Origin of the sequence: Akkermansia sp. JRP_AM1 (assembly GCF_049262625.1) — a bacterium.
GTDB lineage: Bacteria > Verrucomicrobiota > Verrucomicrobiia > Verrucomicrobiales > Akkermansiaceae > Akkermansia > Akkermansia massiliensis.
Genome location: NZ_CP118234.1, coordinates 2,682,399 through 2,700,446, shown reverse-complemented (window position 1 = coordinate 2,700,446; position 18,048 = coordinate 2,682,399). Strand labels below are relative to the sequence as shown.

Below are 18,048 nucleotides of genomic sequence, written 5' to 3'. Positions count from 1 at the left end.
ACATGATGAAAAAACTGCTCGCCATTCTTTCGCTCTTCTTCTGCATGACTGTCACGCTCATGGCTCAGCAGGTGGTCACCACCTGGCTGTCCGACGCCGTTGTGCCGGGAGAACAAACCCGCCTGTTCATCATCCTGACGGACGGCAGCATCGCCCGCCAGGACCCGCTTCCCAGGGTGAAGGGCGCCAGCCTGCGCTGGGTCAGCCAGGGCAACTATATCCGCTGGCCGGGGTCCCCCAACCAGTCCGCCTTCCTGATGGCCATTGAAGTAACTCCGGACGAAGTGGGCACCGTGGAAATCCCGTCCCTGACCCTGCAAGCCAACAACGGCCGCTCCTATACCACGCTTCCCCAGACGCTGACCGTCTACCCGTACAGCGCCATCAAGTGGAACACGCTGAACCTGAACGGCACTACGGTTCCGTACGGCATGCTGTGGCATGTGGACAACCAGAAGCCCTATGTCCACCAGCCGGACCGTTGCGAACTGAAAATTTATGCTCCGGAATACATTCTGGAATACACGGCGCCCACCATCACCACCTCCAACCTGGCTACATGGCGCTTTGAACCCACGCTGGTGGAATTGCTCCGCGGCCAGCCCCGCGGCTCCGTGCTCTATAAAGGCGTCAACTGGAACGTCATGACCTTCCAGAGCACTCTGTTCCCGCTGCGCGCCGGGGAAGTCACGGCGGCGGGCACTGTCACGGCACGAGCCGCCCTGCCGGAAGCGGACCCCCTCATCGCCAACTTCATCCGCTCGGAGGTGCTGGTGGAAATGTCCATTCCGGAAGTGAAAATCACGGCCCAGGAACTCCCGGAGGGAGCGCCCGCCTCTTTCACCAACGCTGTGGGGGACTTCCGCATCTCCGCCAGCACGGATGCCCGGGACCTCAGCGCCAATGAACCCATCACCGTTAAAATCAAGGTGACGGGCACGGGCAACATCCACAGCATTGCCTGCCCGGCCCTCACGGACGCTTCCAACTGGAAGCTTTACCCGCCCAACAAGCTGGACCCGGGCCAGAACACGCGCTCCATCCAGGGAACCGTGGAATTCCAGCAAATGATGCGCCCGATTGCCCAGACGGACGCCATCCCGCCCTTTGAACTCACCTTCTTTGACCCCAGCACGCAACAGTACAAAACCGTAACCACCTCCCCCATTCCCCTGGAATGGAAGGCCTCCGCCATCACCGGAACGGCGGCCGGCGGAGCCGCTCCCGCCACGCCGCCTCCGGCAGGCACCATTCCGGTAGCGGAAATGACGGACATTTACGGGATCATGCCCGCCGCCGTCATGAACGCCCTCACCGCTCCGGCCCACTGGGGATGGTACTTCCTGGCCTACATCCCCGCCGTCGTCCTGCTGGGCATGGCCCTGATCCGCTACATCCGGAGAGTCCAGAAGGAAAGCTTCACGGCCCGGGAACGCATGCGTTCCTTCCGGAGGCTCTCCTCCACGCCGCGCCAGGCCAGCTCCACGGAATTCCTGCGAGCCGCCGGCAACTTCATTGAATCCTACATTCCTCCTTCCAAGCAGAATGAAGAAATGAAAACCATCCTTCAGCTCCGGGATGACAGGGCGTTCAAGCCCTCCGGCTCTTCAGACGAACTGCCGCACGCGGAACGCCAGCACATGCTCCAGGCCATTAAAAAAGCCATCGCCAAGCTTCCCGTGCTCATCATGGCCGCCGTCCTGACCCTGTCCGTGGCCGGAGCAGCCGGAAACGCCGCGGAAACGGACAACCTGGGCGTGCAGGCCTATGAACAGGGAGAATACGCCAAGGCCATTGACTACTTCAGCAGGGAAAGCAACGATACGGACCTCTCCAAGTCGGAACGCGCCTATGCCAGCTTCGGCATCGGCAACTCCTACTACCGCATGAACAAGCCCGGTCTGGCCGCCCTCAACTACCGCCGCGCGCTGGAACTCTCCCCGTACTTCACGGAAGCCAGATACAACCTGCAATTCGTCGAACGCAAGGAGGGGGCCATCCTCCCCGCCAACACCACGGAAAACCAGTGGCTCACTTACATTAGCCATGATGCGCTCGGCCCCATCTCCATCCTGTCCGGCGCCGTCATGCTCACCTTCCTGGTGCTCCTGACCGTCACCCGCAGGCACGGGGCGCTGCTGACCATCCTGGCCACCCTCAGCGGACTGGTCACCGTGGCGGCCATCATGAACTACATCATGTACCCGGAAACCCCGGAATCCATCCCGGCGGACCGGCTGCTGGTCGTCACCCAGAAAACGCCCGGCAGGCACGCGGCGGACATGAACAGCCCGGCGGTCATCACCCTGCCGGAATCCACCCCGCTCATCCTGCGCGCGGAACGCGGCTCCTGGTACTACGCCAGCACCTTCCAGAACACGCCTGTCTGGATACCCAGGACGGACGCGCAGCCGCTGTAACGCTTTTTATCCCGCCCTCACCATGGGCCGCCCTTCCCGGAACACCGTATTTCCGGAAGGGCGGCCTTTTTTACGGCTGCGTTAAAACCCTCTTCGCAACCGGAAGAGGCTGGAACCAGAAAATGGCAGCACCTCTGATGCACCGTTCATGAGCGTTTTCCTCCCTTTTCCACTATGTGGCACGGAGATTTGCCGCCTTTCCCTGCTTCCTTTTCCATTTCAAGTAGAAAAAATCTCCGGAAGGTCCCCTTCCGGAGACGCACAGGCGATTCCCCGGTCTCCATGAACAAAAAAAGCCAATGCCCCATCATATCCACAGGGCACGCGTGTGTTAAAAACCGTTCGCTGGCGCCCTTCCGCCCCAGTTGACGCAAGGGCTTGCGGCGCTCCTGATGATGCGGAAAAAATCCGTGCGCCCCGTTTCGCCCGCGGGCCGGCCCGCACCATGGCTCACCAGGAATCCAGATGCACCTTCCTGCCCGGAGGCGGAAAAGCCTCGTCCAGCAAATCCACATCCTCCGCAGTCAGCTTAATGGACAAGCTCCGGTAATTCTGCTGAACATGCATGACGGAACCGGCCTTGGGGATAGCAATCATTCCGGGGCGGCGCAGAATCCAGGCCAGCGCGATCTGCACCGGGGTGGCCTCATGCTTCTGCGCAATCTCCATCAGAACCGGATTGCGGGACAGCCGCCCTTCATCCGCAGGCGAATAGGCCATCACGGGAATGTGGCGCTCCCGGCACCACGGCAGCAGGTCGTACTCCACGCCGCGATGGGCCAGATTATAAAGAATCTGGTTGGCGGCGCAGGAGACTCCCCCGGGACGGCATAAAAACGCTCCATTTCCGGAACATCCATATTGCTGACGCCCCAGGCCTTTATCTTACCCTCCTGCTGCAGCTCAATCATGGAGGCAACCGTATCTTCAATGGGATGGGGACCGCTCCAGTGAAGCAGGAACAAATCCACGTAATCCGTCCGCAGCTTGTTCAGGCTCCGTTCGCAGGCGGCCTTGGTTCCGGTCCTGCTGGCGTTGCCGGGCAGAACCTTGGTAACCAGGAAAACACGGTCGCGCAATCCGCGGATTGCCGTTCCCACCAACTCCTCGTTGCCATACATCTCCGCCGTGTCAACCACGCTCATGCCAAGCTCAATGCCCGCACGCAGCGCCTCTACTTCTTCGGCTTCCCTCAAGGCGGATTTTCCCATCTTCCAAGTTCCCTGCCCCAGGGCGCAAACCTTCCGATGGTCCGGAAAAATTACTGAGTGTTCCATCATCAACTATTCTTTCTACCTGATCGTACAATTCCATGCTGTATAAACCTTTGACAGCATGCGAGAAAAAGCTCAAGAATCAGGACGTTTCCCATGGCCGCCTCATCCAACTTCTTCTCCCCTTCTCCCGGCGCGGCGCAAAACACCCCTCATTAAAACATTACTCAACATGCTACTGGTGAACGCATTTTAAAACAACCTCCCATCCGGGCATGCCGGCATCAAAAAACCCGCGCAACCGTCCTGTCATACGTGCTGCGGGGGCACCCCGCCTCCTGCCTGAAAAAATCTTCTCCGTCCCTCTTCGGCAGGAGGCCGCCCCTCCGGCACTTCCCCTCTTTCCCGTGAACTTTATCCCTCCGCTCCTTCCGGAAAAGAATTTCTCCCGGCTCTTCACAGGAACGGCAGCCGCACGGCGGGAGAGGTACTCCGAACCATTCAGGCTGAAAATTGCCGGTGCCGATAGCCCAGGCCATAACCGTCCTCCTTCCGTGTGGCGACAGTACCTTCCGGGAAAATCCGCCTCTGCGGACAACCGCAGCCGCCCCCTCTCCGTTCAGCCCTGCAAAGGTAAAATCAATCAACCGGAGTCCACGCCATTTCTTATCGCGGCGCCGGCATCCGTCAACGCCTTAATCCCTCCACGGGCATTTCAACGCCGTTATTTCCCGGGATCTGCGGCTCCTTTCCGTTGCTCGCCCTGAATCGTCATTGCCTGATATTCCTGATAACCCGGGCCGGAACGCCGCCTACAATCGCGTTGGCCGGAACATCCCCGGTGACGACGGCCCCGGCGGCCACGATGGCATTTTCCCCCACCGTCACGCCGGGCAAAACGGTAGCCCCGGCCCCTATCCACGCCTTCCGTCCTATCACGATGGGGCGCCCATAAACATGACGGCGCAATTCCGGTTCCTCCGCGTGATTCTCCGTAATCAGCTTCACTCCCGGACCGATCAGCACGCCGTCACCAATCGTGATTCCGCCACGGTCCATGAACGTGCAGCCGCAATTCACGAACGCGTTCCTGCCGAATCGTGTAAAACGGCCGAAATCGGTATAAAAAGGCGGCACGATCCAAGTCGTTTCATCGATCAACTCCCCCGTCAATTCGCTCATGACAGCCCGCGTCTCTGCGGCATCATGGTAGCCCGCATTCAACTCTCCGGTGATGCGGAAGGCCCTCGTGATCAACTCTTCTATGACCGGGTACTCGGGATCGTCCAGCCGTATCAACTCTCCCCGGCGCATTCTTTCCAATATATCCATCTGTTTTTCTTTTCAATTCTTCAAGTGACAATATCCATGGACCATTCCGCGCCCATGGAACTACCGGGCGCCCCGGCAACGGGAAAGCGGAGAACCCTGAATAAAATCCATCCACTTACTCTTCTTGTACGCCATGGCCTTCTGCCAATGATGCAATAAAAGAGGCTCTCCCGTTCACACGGTCCCAATAAAACCTTTCCTTCCGTTCTCTAATCGTGTGCTCCGGGAACATTACCGGGAAAAAGCTTCCATGGGATACTCCCGGGCAGCACCAGGCCTCACTTCAGGTTTTTACTGAAAAAATCCGTCAATTTGTCAAAAGGGATCATATTCACCCGGTCGTACAGGTCCACATGCCCGGCCCTGGGCACCCGGTAAAGCTCCTTCGGCTCGGCGGCGCGCTTGTAGGCGTCTTCGCTGAACTCCCTGGAATGAGCTTCCTCCCCGGTGATGAAAAGCAGGGCGCGGGGAGAAATCGTCTCAATATCGGAAAACGGATAGAAATTCATGAACTTCACGTTGCTGGCAAGCGTCGGATGCGTGGTAAGCTCCGGCGACTGTCCCTCCGGAGTAAACTCGCCGCGGGGAGTGCGGTAGAACTCAAAAAACTCCCGCTCAATGGGACTGGAATCTTCGCGAAGTTCATGCACAGTCCCGCCGGTATACTTGACGGGTCCGCCGGAAAACTCCACATACCGCTGCTCCGCCGCTTCCGCCAGAATCTTCTTTCTCTGACCGGGTGTCTGCGAATTCCGGAGACCGTTCCGGCTGGCAGCTCCCATGTCGTACATGCTGACGGTCGCAATGGCCTTCAGGCGGGGATCAATCTTGGCGGCGCTGATGGCAAAACTGCCGCTACCGCATATCCCGATCACGCCGATGCGGTCCCGGTCCACAAAAGGCCGCGTGCCCAAATAATCCGCGGCCGCGCTGAACGCCTCCGCATACATATCCGGAGAAACGGAATTCCTGGGTTCTCCGTCGCTCCCGCCCCAGAACGGTAAATCCAGGGCCAGTGTCACAAATCCCCGTTCCGCCATCTTCGCGGCGTACAGGTTCGCGCTCTGCTCCTTCACCGCTCCCATGGGATGGCCCACGATAATGGCGGGGCACCTGGCCTCCTTATCCATGTCCTTGGGCAGGAACAGGTTCCCGGCCACCTTCATGCGATACTGGTTATTGAACTTAACCTCCTGCTGGGAGACCCGGCCGCTCTTGTAAAAATTGTCCGCGTCCGAGGGCTTGTCCGCCGGAGAAGCCATGCTGCCGGACACGGCAAAAGCGCCCAGCGCGGTTGCCGCCAGAATTCCGGCGTTACGGGTGATGATAAATTTCGTATTCATTGGTTGTTCTTTCCTGTTTTATTGTTCCGGCGTTCCCACCGGACCCTGCCAATATTAACAGGCAGAGGAAAAAACAGGTAGCCCGGTCCTCCTGCATTATTGCCTGATCCTGCAAAATGAAACAAAATGAAGTTGCTCCCGCACCCTGCCTTGAATAACATGAAGCCTTCATGAAGGAAAAAGAAAAGGAACAGGGGGAAACGTCCGCCTCCCTGCCAACTCCTGCTTGCCGTCAACGGAAACCGCTGCGCCTTGCCGGAATGATTGCAGGCTGGACGTATGGGAAACACCAGGTGAGCACGGCCATTCCCGGGCTGGAGCTCCACCGCTGGGAATCCCCCACGGAACCGCACAGCTATATGTTTTCCCCCATCTTTGCCTGATCGCACAAGGAACCAAGCAGATCCTGCTGGGGGACGAAGCCTACCTATATGATGCGCAAAGTTTTGTTGTTTCCTCCGTGGAGCTTCCCCTCGTCTCTAAAATCATGGAGGCCAGCCCGGAAAAACCTTACCTGGGATTGACGCTGGAACTGGATTTACAGGAAATCTCCCAACTGATGCTTCACGACAGCGTGGCCACGCGTCCGGAACGCCCCACAGACCGGGGCATCGGCATCAGCAAAATGACTCCCGCCCTGCTCAATGCAGTGGAACGCCTGATGGAACTGCTGGAAACTCCCGCGGACATCCCCGTCTTCCTTCCCCTGGTGCGGCAGGAAATCTATTACCGTCTCCTGATGGACGAACAGGGAGGGCGCCTGAGACAGATTGTCGTGGCTGAAAGCCATAGCAGCCAGATAGCAAAAGCCATTGACTGGATAAAAAAGCACTTCGACCAGCCGTTGAGCATCGGGGAACTGGCAAGCCGCGCCGGCATGAGCCCGTCCAGCTTCCACCAGCACTTCCGTACCCTCACGGCCATCAGCCCGCTTCAATTCCAGAAACGCATCCGCCTCAATGAGGCCCGCCGCCTGATGCTTGTGGAAAACATGGACGCAGGAAACGCCTCCTTCCGCGTTGGGTACGAAAGCCCTACCCAATTCAACCGGGAATACAAGCGCATGTTCGGCAACCCGCCGCGGACGGACATTAAAAGGCTGCAAACCATGCCAATCTGAGAGGTAAACGGAAGAGAGCCGTCATCCCGTTCCACTACGGATTCTTACCGTCCTTTCTTAAAATAACAGGGGAACAGACCAAACACCAAACGATACGGTTGCGGAAAATAAAGCTTTGATCTGCTCCTCTTTCAAGAAGCAGTGCATGAGCGGCTTGCGCCCCGCGCAGACATGTGGACTTTCAATTAACGCACTCGTGAGAGTGCGACTAAAGATGCTTTCACGGATAGGGCCGCCGGAACCGTTTCAATCCACGCACTCGTGAGAGTGCGACATCACCAATTCCGGCGACGCGGAAGTGATGAAAAGTTTCAATCCACGCACTCGTGAGAGTGCGACCAGGCCATATAAGCCAGGGGACTTTCATTTTCGGTTTCAATCCACGCACTCGTGAGAGTGCGACCAGGCTATCACCCTGGCGGAATACAAGCTTATCGTTTCAATCCACGCACTCGTGAGAGTGCGACGCGAGGCTGGCGCGGGCGTCGTCCACGCGTTTTTGGTTTCAATCCACGCACTCGTGAGAGTGCGACGCGAGGCTGGCGCGGGCGTCGTCCACGCGTTTTTGGTTTCAATCCACGCACTCGTGAGAGTGCGACGGATGATGATAAAGCCGGATGGCTGAATACTGCTGTTTCAATCCACGCACTCGTGAGAGTGCGACTTAATAAAAAAAGCATAATAACAGGGGTTACAAAGTTTCAATCCACGCACTCGTGAGAGTGCGACAGGGTTGCAAGTGCGCCTTGATGCTGATTGGACGGTTTCAATCCACGCACTCGTGAGAGTGCGACATTCAGGCAATGGAAGAAGCCAGAATCAGAAAGGTTTCAATCCACGCACTCGTGAGAGTGCGACCAATAGAAGAAATTGCAAGTTGTTCAAACATATATTGTTTCAATCCACGCACTCGTGAGAGTGCGACATTTCCCTGCTCTGAAATACAAAGGTGCCAATAGGTTTCAATCCACGCACTCGTGAGAGTGCGACCGTCCGGCACAACAAATAGAAAAAAAAGAAAATGTTTCAATCCACGCACTCGTGAGAGTGCGACCCGCTCTGGCCACCGTTGAAGACCTTGTTAAAAAGTTTCAATCCACGCACTCGTGAGAGTGCGACTTCGCCGAATGAACTAGCAAAAATGGTTGAAGCAGTTTCAATCCACGCACTCGTGAGAGTGCGACTAATGCTGAATTGGTTGATGAAGTAATGGGGGAAGTTTCAATCCACGCACTCGTGAGAGTGCGACTCGCATGGGGTTTACCTTTGTAGATTGCAATGATGGTTTCAATCCACGCACTCGTGAGAGTGCGACTCAATACCTGTTTTCTTGCTGGCAACTTGTAAAAGTTTCAATCCACGCACTCGTGAGAGTGCGACTCTGGTCTTCCGTAAAGGTCTGGCTTTCAGCATGGTTTCAATCCACGCACTCGTGAGAGTGCGACACCACGTTGGAGTTGGCCTTGGGAAGAGTGACAATGTTTCAATCCACGCACTCGTGAGAGTGCGACTCAATACCTGTTTTCTTGCTGGCAACTTGTAAAAGTTTCAATCCACGCACTCGTGAGAGTGCGACGACATGGCAAGGTGCTTCTGGACAGCGCGGTCCCGTTTCAATCCACGCACTCGTGAGAGTGCGACCCGTTTCAAGCTTAATGGCTTCAAATATTACAGGTTTCAATCCACGCACTCGTGAGAGTGCGACAGTCTGGTGTTCTACTTTGAATTCAATCCTTGAGGTTTCAATCCACGCACTCGTGAGAGTGCGACGGGAGGAGCCCCCTTCGGATTGCCCGTTCCCGGAGTTTCAATCCACGCACTCGTGAGAGTGCGACCATCAGGCCGCAGGGCCAGACCCTGCCGGGAAAGGTTTCAATCCACGCACTCGTGAGAGTGCGACTATTCCAACCGTCCTTGGGCATCGCCATAATACCGTTTCAATCCACGCACTCGTGAGAGTGCGACTCGAGAGACTGCCGACTGCATTAGCCAGAAGAGGTTTCAATCCACGCACTCGTGAGAGTGCGACAATTGCGCGCCTTTGGCGTCATGATACTCTAGCGGTTTCAATCCACGCACTCGTGAGAGTGCGACGGGTCCTGGGCAGGATTGTCAATCCGGGTGTATTGTTTCAATCCACGCACTCGTGAGAGTGCGACTCATGTAGCTCCACCGCCCCGTGCCCTTGTTGAAGTTTCAATCCACGCACTCGTGAGAGTGCGACGCGTTGATCCCCGTCTTATAGTCGGCAATCAAAGTTTCAATCCACGCACTCGTGAGAGTGCGACTTCCGTAGAGGTAAAGATGTCCTGAACCAGATTAGTTTCAATCCACGCACTCGTGAGAGTGCGACATTCCTTTGCAATGTATGTTTGCACTGCACGACGGTTTCAATCCACGCACTCGTGAGAGTGCGACGGCCTGGACGCCTATGGCTTGAGTATCAACAGCGCAACGGGTGTTTTGCGCCAACCTCCCATGGAGGCACACATATTCCAGGCCGTAAAAAAGAGATGATAGTTGTCAAGATTAGAACCCCAACGGATTACGTAAATCGCCGGTGTCCCGGGAATTTTCTGTGAGCTTGGGGTTGGCGGAAGGGAGACCGGGAGACGCGCTTTTCATGCGTTAAAAAGCCCACATCTCCGGCAACCAGGGCCTGTGCACGATGCAGGAATATCCTAGCCTGTTCCCTCTTTCCCGTCCAGAATTTTGCAGGCCCCTCCCCGGAAACCGCCTTATTCTCTTTTCCACAAAAGAAAAGGCGCCCCGGGACTGCCGTGGTCCCGAAGCGCCCTGCGGAAAATATCCGCGGTTTACATAATGCTTTTGCGCGTCCACCTGTTCAGGCTCAACAGCCATACCAGCGCCAGGGAGACGGCGGAGGCCAGGCAGGCCAGCAACGGTATTTTCACGGCGGCGGGGAGCCCCCATTCCAATGAAGTTCACGAAGTCATAGGAACACTGGACAAAGAAGAAGTGGCACAGGTACACGCCGAAGGTGAGCGCCGCCACCTTGCCCAGCACCGGGCTGGGCTTGATCCTGAGCCTGCTGACGATGGCAAAGATGGCAAAGGTCATCAGGAAGACGTTGATGCCGGAGAAGTACCAGAGTACCTCAAGCTTGGAATATTGGCCGGGGAAGTGCTTCTGCGTTTCCAGGAAGCCGAAGAACGTGACGGCAAAGCCGACCAGGAAGAGGGGAACAGTGATGGCGAGCATCTTTTTCCAGCTCCAGGCCAGCGGGTATTTGGCCAGGTAATGGGCCAGCACCATGTACCCCAGGAAGCCGGCAAAGTTATAGAACATGCCGTACGGGTTCCAGTCGCAAACGCCCAGAATGCCCATGTTGCCGTAATTGCCTTCATAGCCCAGCGCCGGGGCAAGCATCTGGAGGTAGGGGAGAGTCATGCTGAATACCCAGATGCCCAGGAAGATTTTCACATCCTTCCTTTTGGCCTGCGTCAGCCACGCGCTCATGATGGGCATGAAGAGGTAGAGACCCACCAGCATGTATACGTACCACAGGGGCGTGGTGTCATAGTTGAAGTTGAAGAGAAAGGTGTAAAGCTTGCCGACGGTGGCGCTCCAGGTGTAGTTGTCCATCACGATGTTGGGGCTGGCCGTATGCACGCCCGCGGCAAAGTAGCCGAAGTAGAGCAAGGGAAGCACCAGGGACCAGACGACGAGCGGAATCAGCACCCTTTTGAGGCGCTTGGAGTAAAAAGCGCCCATTTCCATGGTGACGGGAAAGAGCAGCACGCCGGAGATCATGGCGAACAGCGGCACGCACGGCCGCACCAGACTGCCCCAGAAGACGGCGGATTTAAAGTTGAAGGTGCCGTCAAAACTGCCTACGAACGGATCGCAGCAATGGGCCACTACAACGAGAAAACAGGCCAGGATGCGCAGGAAGTCAACCCAGGCGATGTGGGTGCCGTGGGAGGTCAGTGGTTGGTTGGTGCTCATGGATGTGTGGTAGGGAAAATTGCCGCATCGTCGCGGACGTTCCAGGAAATATACCCGTTTCCCGGAAACGTTCTATCACAAAATGGGGAAAAGAAACAAAAGCGCCCAGGAACAGGCCTACGAGAGCGGAAGAAAGCCCGGGAAGAAGCTAAAAACAGCGGCAAGCCAGTCAGAAGAGGCCGTGTTTCCTGTGGATTTCAACTTTTTTGCCGCCCGAAGGGCGCAATAAACGCCGCAGGCCCTCTTCCGTGCTACTTTAACTTTTCACCGTTTGCCGGAGGGAATTTCTTGTATCCGGCAGAGTTTATCTTTTACCCAACCGGGTAAGCCCGGTTTTCCCGCCCTTGCAAGAAAAATCCCTCCGCAGGGCTTCGGCGGCAGTTCATCCAATGAAGGCCGCCCGGCCTTCATTCCCAGGAGGGCGTTTTCCGTTTGGACTGCGGGGGCATTTTCCTGCGCTGTCTTTATACTCATAATCACGCCGCCTGGGAGCCAGGGTTCAAGGCTCCCCTCACGCCCCGGCCGTCTTGAAACTGCCCGGAGGCGGGATGATGTTGCCGTAGCGGTGAACGGTTTCGGAAACGGCTTGTTCCCGGAAATAGCCCAGCAGTTCCAGGCGTCCGTTGGCAAGCACGGGCCGGTCCAGCACTTCCACATCCCGGGCGCGTGCGGCATTCGCCAGAGCCTCGGAGATGCCCGTTCCACGCAGGAATTTCACGCCCTGGGCTGCCTCCGGCATCCGGTCGATGAGTTCGGCTTCCGTCTCCACCGTCAGGGACGCATAGTAACCGTTCATTTTCTGAATCCAGGGATGGCCTTCCTCCACGCTCAGGTGCAGGGCTGCTCCGCACAGTTTCGCGCCCAGCAGCAGGATGGCGGCGTCAGCGTCAGACATGTTTTCCACACGGGCCAGTATCCCCTTCACGGGTACGTAACGGAATGTGTTGTTTTCCCCGTAGATATGGGAAGGGTCATGCTCCACGCCGAATTCCTCCATCCACCACTTGGCCTGGGAACCGGCCGCGGAACGGATGCGCTTGGCGCAGTCCGGCAGTTCGGAGCACAGCTTTTCCACCAGCCCGGTGATGCGTTCCCCCGGCGTGCGCAGTTTCTGCGGGAGCGCCTTTTCCTCCCAGCTTCCCAGCATGGTGAGGTAGTTGGGGCCGCCGGCCTTGGAGCCGGGCCCCATGGAGGAGTGGTTCCACCCGCCGAACGGCTGGCGGCGCACGATGGCGCCGGTGATGACGCGGTTGATGTACGCATTGCCCACCTGCACCTTGCTTTTCCACAGGGCGATTTCCCGTTCATCCAGGGACTGAAGTCCCCCGGTGAGGCCGAATTCGGAGTCGTTCTGGATGTCAATGGCTTCCTCCAGGTTTTCCGCACGGATGATGCCCAGCACCGGGCCGAAGCATTCCGTCTGATGGAACCAGCTTCCAGGCTTCACGCCCAACCGGATGCCGGGCGACCAGAGGCACGGGTTGTCTTCCGAGGGTTCCGGCTTGAGCAGCCATTCCTCCCCGGGTTCCAGTTGCGTGAGCGCCCGGAGCAGGTCGCCTTCCGGTTCCTTGATGAGCGGCGTCACCACGGAGCTGACCTCCCAGGAGCCCCCCACCTTCAGGCTGGCTGCGGCATCCTTCAACTGGCGCAAGAAGGCCGGGTTGTCATAGACGGAGGCCTCCACAATAGCCACGCTGGCGGCGGAGCATTTCTGCCCGGAATGGCCGAAGGCGCTTTTTACCAAATCTTTCACGGCCTGGTCCGGGTCCGCCGTGGCGGTGATGACCATGGCGTCCTTCCCGCTGGTTTCAGCCAGCACATGCAGGTCCGGCCGCAGTTCACGCAGCATTTTCCCGGTGCGGTAGGAGCCCGTCATGATGATGCCGTTCAGGCGCGGATCCATCAGGAATTTGCTGGGAAATTTCATTGCGCGGCATCGGCACGAATTGAAGCACGCTCTTAGGTACCCCGGCGCGCCAGAACGCCTGGACGATCTGCCAGGCCGTATAAACGGCCAGCTCGGACGGCTTGAACACCACCGTGTTCCCCGCCATCAGCGCGGCGGCCACCCCGCCCGTGGGAATGGCGAAGGGAAAGTTCCAGGGAGACATCACGCAAACGGTACCCAGCGGTGTCATTTCCACGCCGTCGTTCATGCCATCGCGGTCCAGCCCTTCCGCATAATAGCGGCAGAAGTCTATGGCCTCACTCACTTCCACGTCCGCCTCCGTGGGCACCTTTCCGGCGTCCCTCACCATGGCTGCAATGGCCTCCCCCGGATTCTGGACAGCTCCTGCGCCGCCTGGTGCAGGATTTCAGCGCGTTCGCCAACGCTCTTGGACGCCCAGGAGGCGCGGGCCTTGTCCGCCGTGTCCAGCGCGTGTTCAATCTGGTCAAAGTCCGCATACGCGAATTTGTAGGAGACTTCATTGTGGCGGGACGGGTCGCGCCCCACGCCCCACAGGTTGGTCGTGATTTCCTCACCGTTGATGACCAGGGGAATTTCCTCGCCGGATTTTTCCTTTTCCGCGGCAATCAGGCCGTTGATCCATTCCGCATTCTGCCGCAGGGACCAGTCCGTATCACGCTCATTGGCAAAGGCGTCCCGGTAATGCGTGGGCTGCACGGGGTCCGTAGCGCGGTTCTGCGTACGGTTGGGGCCGTATTTCACGTCGTCCTTCTCCTGGCAGGCTTTTAAGAACCGCTTTTTTTGCGCCTCCCAGCTCCGGGAGCCCGGCGTCATGCCGAAGAGGTCATGCAGGAAGTTTTCCTCACTGGTGTTTTCATCCAGCCGCCGCACCAGGTAGGCAATCGCGCTGTGGAAGTCTTCCTTCAGCACCACAGGGGCATACAGCAGCAGGCCGTCCGCCGCCTGGCGGATGACGCGCGCCTGATGGTTCGCCATCCCCTCCAGCATTTCAAATTCCACATGGTCCCGGACGCCTTCCCGCTCACGCAGCAGCATGGCATAACACAAGTCAAACAGGTTGTGGGAGGCAACGCCGAACTGCACATATCTAGCGTTCTCCGGCATGCAGCCGTAATGGAGCATTCTCTTGTAGTTGGCGTCCACCTGGGCCTTCGTGCCGTATGGGGCCTGCGCCCAGTCATGCATGGAGGCCTCCACTTTCTCCATCGCCAGGTTGGCGCCTTTCACCAGGCGTATCTTGATGCGCGCGCCGCCCTTCTCCACCCGCTCCTTCGCCCAGGCGCACAGCTTCATTTGTTCCTCCCAGGAGTCCGGCAAATAAGCCTGGAGCACAATCCCGGCTTCCATCTGCATGAATTCATCCTCCATCAGCGTGCGCTTGAACGCTTCCGCCGTCAGGTGGAGGTCACGGTATTCCTCCATGTCCAGATTCACGAATTTGGGTCTTTTGGAGCCGTCCGGCAGTGTCACCGCATTCGTGATGGCCGCCCGGTACAGGATGCGCAGGCGCTCCTGAATCAGCTGCACGGTTTCTTCAAAGGCCACCAGATGAATCTGGCTGAAAATGGCTGAAATCTTGACGGAAATATAGTCGCAGTCCTTGTCCGCCAGGCGGTCCACGACCTGCTGGAGGCGGTGGTGGGCCTCGCTTTCACCCAGAATGGCCTCTCCCAGCTGGTTGATGTTCATCCGGATGCCGGCCTTGCGCCTGCGGCGCAGGTGGGAGCGCAGTTTTCCATCCTCCGCCGGAAGAATCACGTTGGAGCTCTCCTTCCGCAACTGGCTGGTAATCATGGGCATCACTACGCCGGGAAATTGTACGGAGAATTTGTCCCCCAGCTTCATGGCGAACCGGTCCGCGGCGGACAAATAACGGGGAATACCGTAGCCGTCCAGCAGGTAGCGGAACAGCTCCGCGCCCCGCGCCGGCGAGGAAGGGCGGAACACGCGGTCCGCCAACGCCAGCGTAAAGGCCTTGCCCGCAGGGTCGTTCATCATGCGCTCCATCTGCTCCGCCTGCTTTTTCTCCTTCCTGCGCATCCCGGCATTCGACTGTTTCAGAATGGATTCCGCCAGTTCCACAGCCTTGGCGGCCAGTTGCTGGTCAGTCCATTTGTCACGGCGCGCCGCCGCCATCATGTCCGGGATGGATGAGTCTGTCATAACGGTCCGAAGACTAGCCCCGGACAGGGGCAAAATCAAGCCAATTTGCCGGGCCCTTCCTGTGGAGAAGGGAATCACGAAGAAAAAACGCGTCCCTTGATTCCGTGACGGCAACCGGGAACCCTTCCTGTCCGTTTCCGGAAGCTCCGGAAAACCGCATCAATCATACCGCGCGGCAGCCAGGCGAGCCCTCCTCAGCTCTTCCCGGAGCTGGTGCGCGCGCCTGCCGCAAACGCTGGCGCGGTCCATGTCCCGCACTTCCTCCAGAACGGCAACCGCCCGGTTGAAAGCCTCCTCACTCTCCGCCGTGTGGGCGTCCCGGTACAGCGCTTCTTCCAGCCGGACCCAGAGGGGATGCACCATGGAGAGCAGGATCAACTGGCGTTCTTCCAGGGGAAGGGAGGGATCATCCGCCCTTTTCCGCCACGCTTCCAGGCATTTCCGGATGGAAGGGGCATCACAGGCCTGGAAGGATTCGCAGAGGAGCGCCGCCGTTTCCCGGTTTTTCTCCAGGCGGCGGGCTGCCGCGCGGGCGTTCAGAAAGGCCGGAACCGTGCAATTCAGTTTTTCCAGGCGTTTCATCGTTCCCGGATAATCCCGGAACCAGGCTTCCGCCGGCACCGGTTCCAACGCCCGGCAAATGGCGGCGGCCTCCTCCGCAGGGTCTCCACCCTTCGGAACGTCATTCACCAAAGTCACCGGGCGCACGCGCCGGGCCTTGTCCGCCAGCAGGGCCGCCTTTTCCCGCAGGGATGCGGCATGCGCTCCCCCTTCCACCAAGTCAAATACACGCCCCCTGGAATCAAGCAAAACCACCGCAGGCAGCACGCGCACGCCATGCTCCGCCGCACGGGACAGGCTGCCGCCTTCTTCCCAATCCTTCACGGAGGGACGTTTGGGCACTGTGACAAACTGCACGTCACGGACATGTTCATCCAGCGCACGGCGTTCTTCCGTTCCTGGACGGAGCGCCTTCAGCCAGCGGGCTTCCGCCGCGCCGGGCTCCGCAGAACCGTACACCACCAGCACGGGAGGCGGCGGAGAAGGAGGCGGGGCGCAGGAAGCGGGGGAATCCTCCGCTTCCGCACGGCCCGGAACCGCCGTCACCAGCGCCAGGCAAACAGACGCAATAACCGCTGCAACCTTCATGAAAACTGCCGGCTTCAGGCGCGCCGGATGGTAATGCGCTTGTAACGGCCGTCGCCTTCCTCGGATTCCGTCGCAATGCCTTCCATGGATTGAAGGGCATTGTGCACCAGGCGGCGGTGGTAGGCGTTCAGCGGCTGCATCTTCATCGGCTTGCCGCTCTCCTGCACGCGTTCGGCCAGGGAACGGGCCTTTTCCAGCAGGCGGGCCTCGTTGCGTTCCCGGTAGTGATCGCAATCCACCTTCACGCGGGGTGCATCCTCCATCTTGCGCTGGATCATGCGGTTGACCAGGTACTGGAGGTCGTCCAGTCTGTCCCCGTCTCCCCCGATGATGTACTGGGAATCCGGGGAGGAAATATTCAGGCACACGATGCCGTCCGCCTCCGTTACTTCAATATCCGCGGAAAAACCCAGGGAGGCCAGAAGGCTCTTCAAACTCTGTTCAGCTATTTCTTGCACCGTCATCACTTTAATTCAATAGGAAAATGGTTCCATACCGGAAAAGCCGCCCCGCGCCATAACGGCATGAGCCTTTTTTCCAATACCCGATTGACATAAAAATCATAACCTATTTATTCCCCGCGTCTATGAAAATTTGTGGAAGTTCCGTCCCATTTCATGTACGCAGCGTACCCCCGTCCCGCTGCGCCGGAAACGCCGCTGCGCTGCTCCCTCCTATTCCGGCTTCCCCTGCTCCGCTCCTGTTTATTCCACCTCCTTCATTCCGTCCGCCCCCTGTTCCAGACGGTATTTTTTCACGGATGCCGGAATTTTTCCTCCTTCCGGATAAGTCTTTACCACCACCGTTCCGTCATCCTCCAGCCTGACGGTTCCCATTCCCGTGCGGCAGCAGCCCACCTGCTTCAGCATGGCAGAGGCGGAGATGCAGCTCTTATCGTCGGAGACATTCGGTTCTTGGGAAATGCGGAAAATGCGCATATATGAAGCTCCTGCTCCCGCTTCATGAACCAGAACCAGTTCAGGAATGCCGTCCCTGTCCAGGTCCACCAGCCTCATGCACGGTTCCCCTGCGGGAGAACCGGCAAAGATTCCCACAATATGGGGCTGGTCCCCGTCTTCCCCGCAGAAATTCATTTCCGCCACCAGATAAATTGAATCTTCACCCGAGCCATGGGAGCGGTCGGCATAGAGATGCACGCGGCTAATCATGCCGTAGGGAATATCCGGATTTTTCGGCACTGAGAGGCTCTCCACCGGTTCCAGATGCAGGGAACGCGGAGGCTTCCCGAACGCCGTCCGCGTGTCCACGGCTACATCCCCGCGGTCTTCCGCCTGCTGCCCTGCTGCGAATGAAGCATGGACCACAGGCAGAAAAGCCATGCCAATCAAACAAGCCTTTTCCATAGATGCCATTCTCTATCATATAAACGTTTCAAGTCGAGTTCTTT

9 protein-coding genes, 3 pseudogenes and 1 CRISPR repeat array are annotated in these 18,048 nt (G+C 58.2%); of the genes and pseudogenes, 2 read left to right on the top strand and 10 right to left on the bottom strand.

The genetic code is table 11. From position 1 onward, the window contains the following. The first annotated feature begins 2 nt into the window (after positions 1-2). Positions 3-2,420, top strand: a complete 2,418-nt coding sequence (locus PVA48_RS12985; RefSeq protein WP_102728122.1) for a tetratricopeptide repeat protein — start codon at positions 3-5, stop codon at positions 2,418-2,420. A gap of 450 nt (positions 2,421-2,870) precedes the next feature. Here PVA48_RS12985 and PVA48_RS12980 read toward each other — a convergent pair. From PVA48_RS12980 to PVA48_RS12970, 3 genes and pseudogenes are all read right to left on the bottom strand, one after another. Further along, a pseudogene (locus PVA48_RS12980) lies at positions 2,871-3,697 on the bottom strand (aldo/keto reductase). Positions 3,698-4,405: 708 nt separating this feature from the next. Beyond that, positions 4,406-4,966: a sugar O-acetyltransferase gene (locus tag PVA48_RS12975; RefSeq protein ID WP_102727150.1), complete on the bottom strand. Its 561-nt coding sequence runs from the start codon at positions 4,964-4,966 to the stop codon at positions 4,406-4,408. 278 nt (positions 4,967-5,244) lie between these two features. Next, positions 5,245-6,309, bottom strand: coding sequence for an alpha/beta hydrolase (locus PVA48_RS12970; protein ID WP_022397216.1), 1,065 nt, complete (start codon positions 6,307-6,309; stop codon positions 5,245-5,247). Between the two features lie 260 nt (positions 6,310-6,569). On the opposite strand from PVA48_RS12970, the pseudogene PVA48_RS12965 reads away from it, so the two are divergent. Continuing rightward, positions 6,570-7,429, top strand: a pseudogene (locus tag PVA48_RS12965) (AraC family transcriptional regulator N-terminal domain-containing protein). A 178-nt stretch (positions 7,430-7,607) separates the two neighbouring features. Further along, positions 7,608-9,847: a CRISPR direct-repeat array (repeat unit 31 nt; unit sequence GTTTCAATCCACGCACTCGTGAGAGTGCGAC). A 398-nt stretch (positions 9,848-10,245) separates the two neighbouring features. Here the strand turns inward: PVA48_RS12965 and PVA48_RS12960 are convergent. The 7 genes and pseudogenes from PVA48_RS12960 to PVA48_RS12930 form a co-directional block, all read right to left on the bottom strand. Continuing rightward, positions 10,246-11,398 (bottom strand): annotated as a pseudogene (locus PVA48_RS12960) (acyltransferase). A 511-nt stretch (positions 11,399-11,909) separates the two neighbouring features. Continuing rightward, positions 11,910-13,325, bottom strand: coding sequence for an aldehyde dehydrogenase family protein (locus tag PVA48_RS12955; protein WP_423231863.1), 1,416 nt, complete (start codon positions 13,323-13,325; stop codon positions 11,910-11,912). After that, on the bottom strand, positions 13,237-13,656 hold the full coding sequence (locus PVA48_RS12950) for an aldehyde dehydrogenase family protein (protein ID WP_423231862.1): 420 nt from the start codon (positions 13,654-13,656) through the stop codon (positions 13,237-13,239). The genes PVA48_RS12955 and PVA48_RS12950 overlap by 89 nt, the downstream gene beginning before the upstream one ends. Then, the gene (locus PVA48_RS12945; protein WP_423231861.1) at positions 13,650-15,491 is read right to left on the bottom strand and encodes a proline dehydrogenase family protein; all 1,842 of its coding nucleotides are present in this window, start codon (positions 15,489-15,491) and stop codon (positions 13,650-13,652) included. Before PVA48_RS12945 ends, PVA48_RS12950 begins: the two co-directional genes overlap by 7 nt. A 159-nt stretch (positions 15,492-15,650) precedes the next feature. Continuing rightward, positions 15,651-16,640 (bottom strand): hypothetical protein, encoded by a 990-nt coding sequence (locus tag PVA48_RS12940; protein ID WP_102728121.1) that lies wholly within the window; start codon positions 16,638-16,640, stop codon positions 15,651-15,653. Between the two features lie 14 nt (positions 16,641-16,654). Continuing rightward, positions 16,655-17,104, bottom strand: coding sequence for a protein jag (locus tag PVA48_RS12935; RefSeq protein WP_022395960.1), 450 nt, complete (start codon positions 17,102-17,104; stop codon positions 16,655-16,657). Positions 17,105-17,344: 240 nt separating this feature from the next. Then, a complete protein-coding gene (locus PVA48_RS12930) occupies positions 17,345-17,980 on the bottom strand; it encodes a hypothetical protein (RefSeq protein WP_102727145.1) in 636 nt (211 codons plus the stop codon). Between the last annotated feature and the right edge of the window lie 68 nt (positions 17,981-18,048).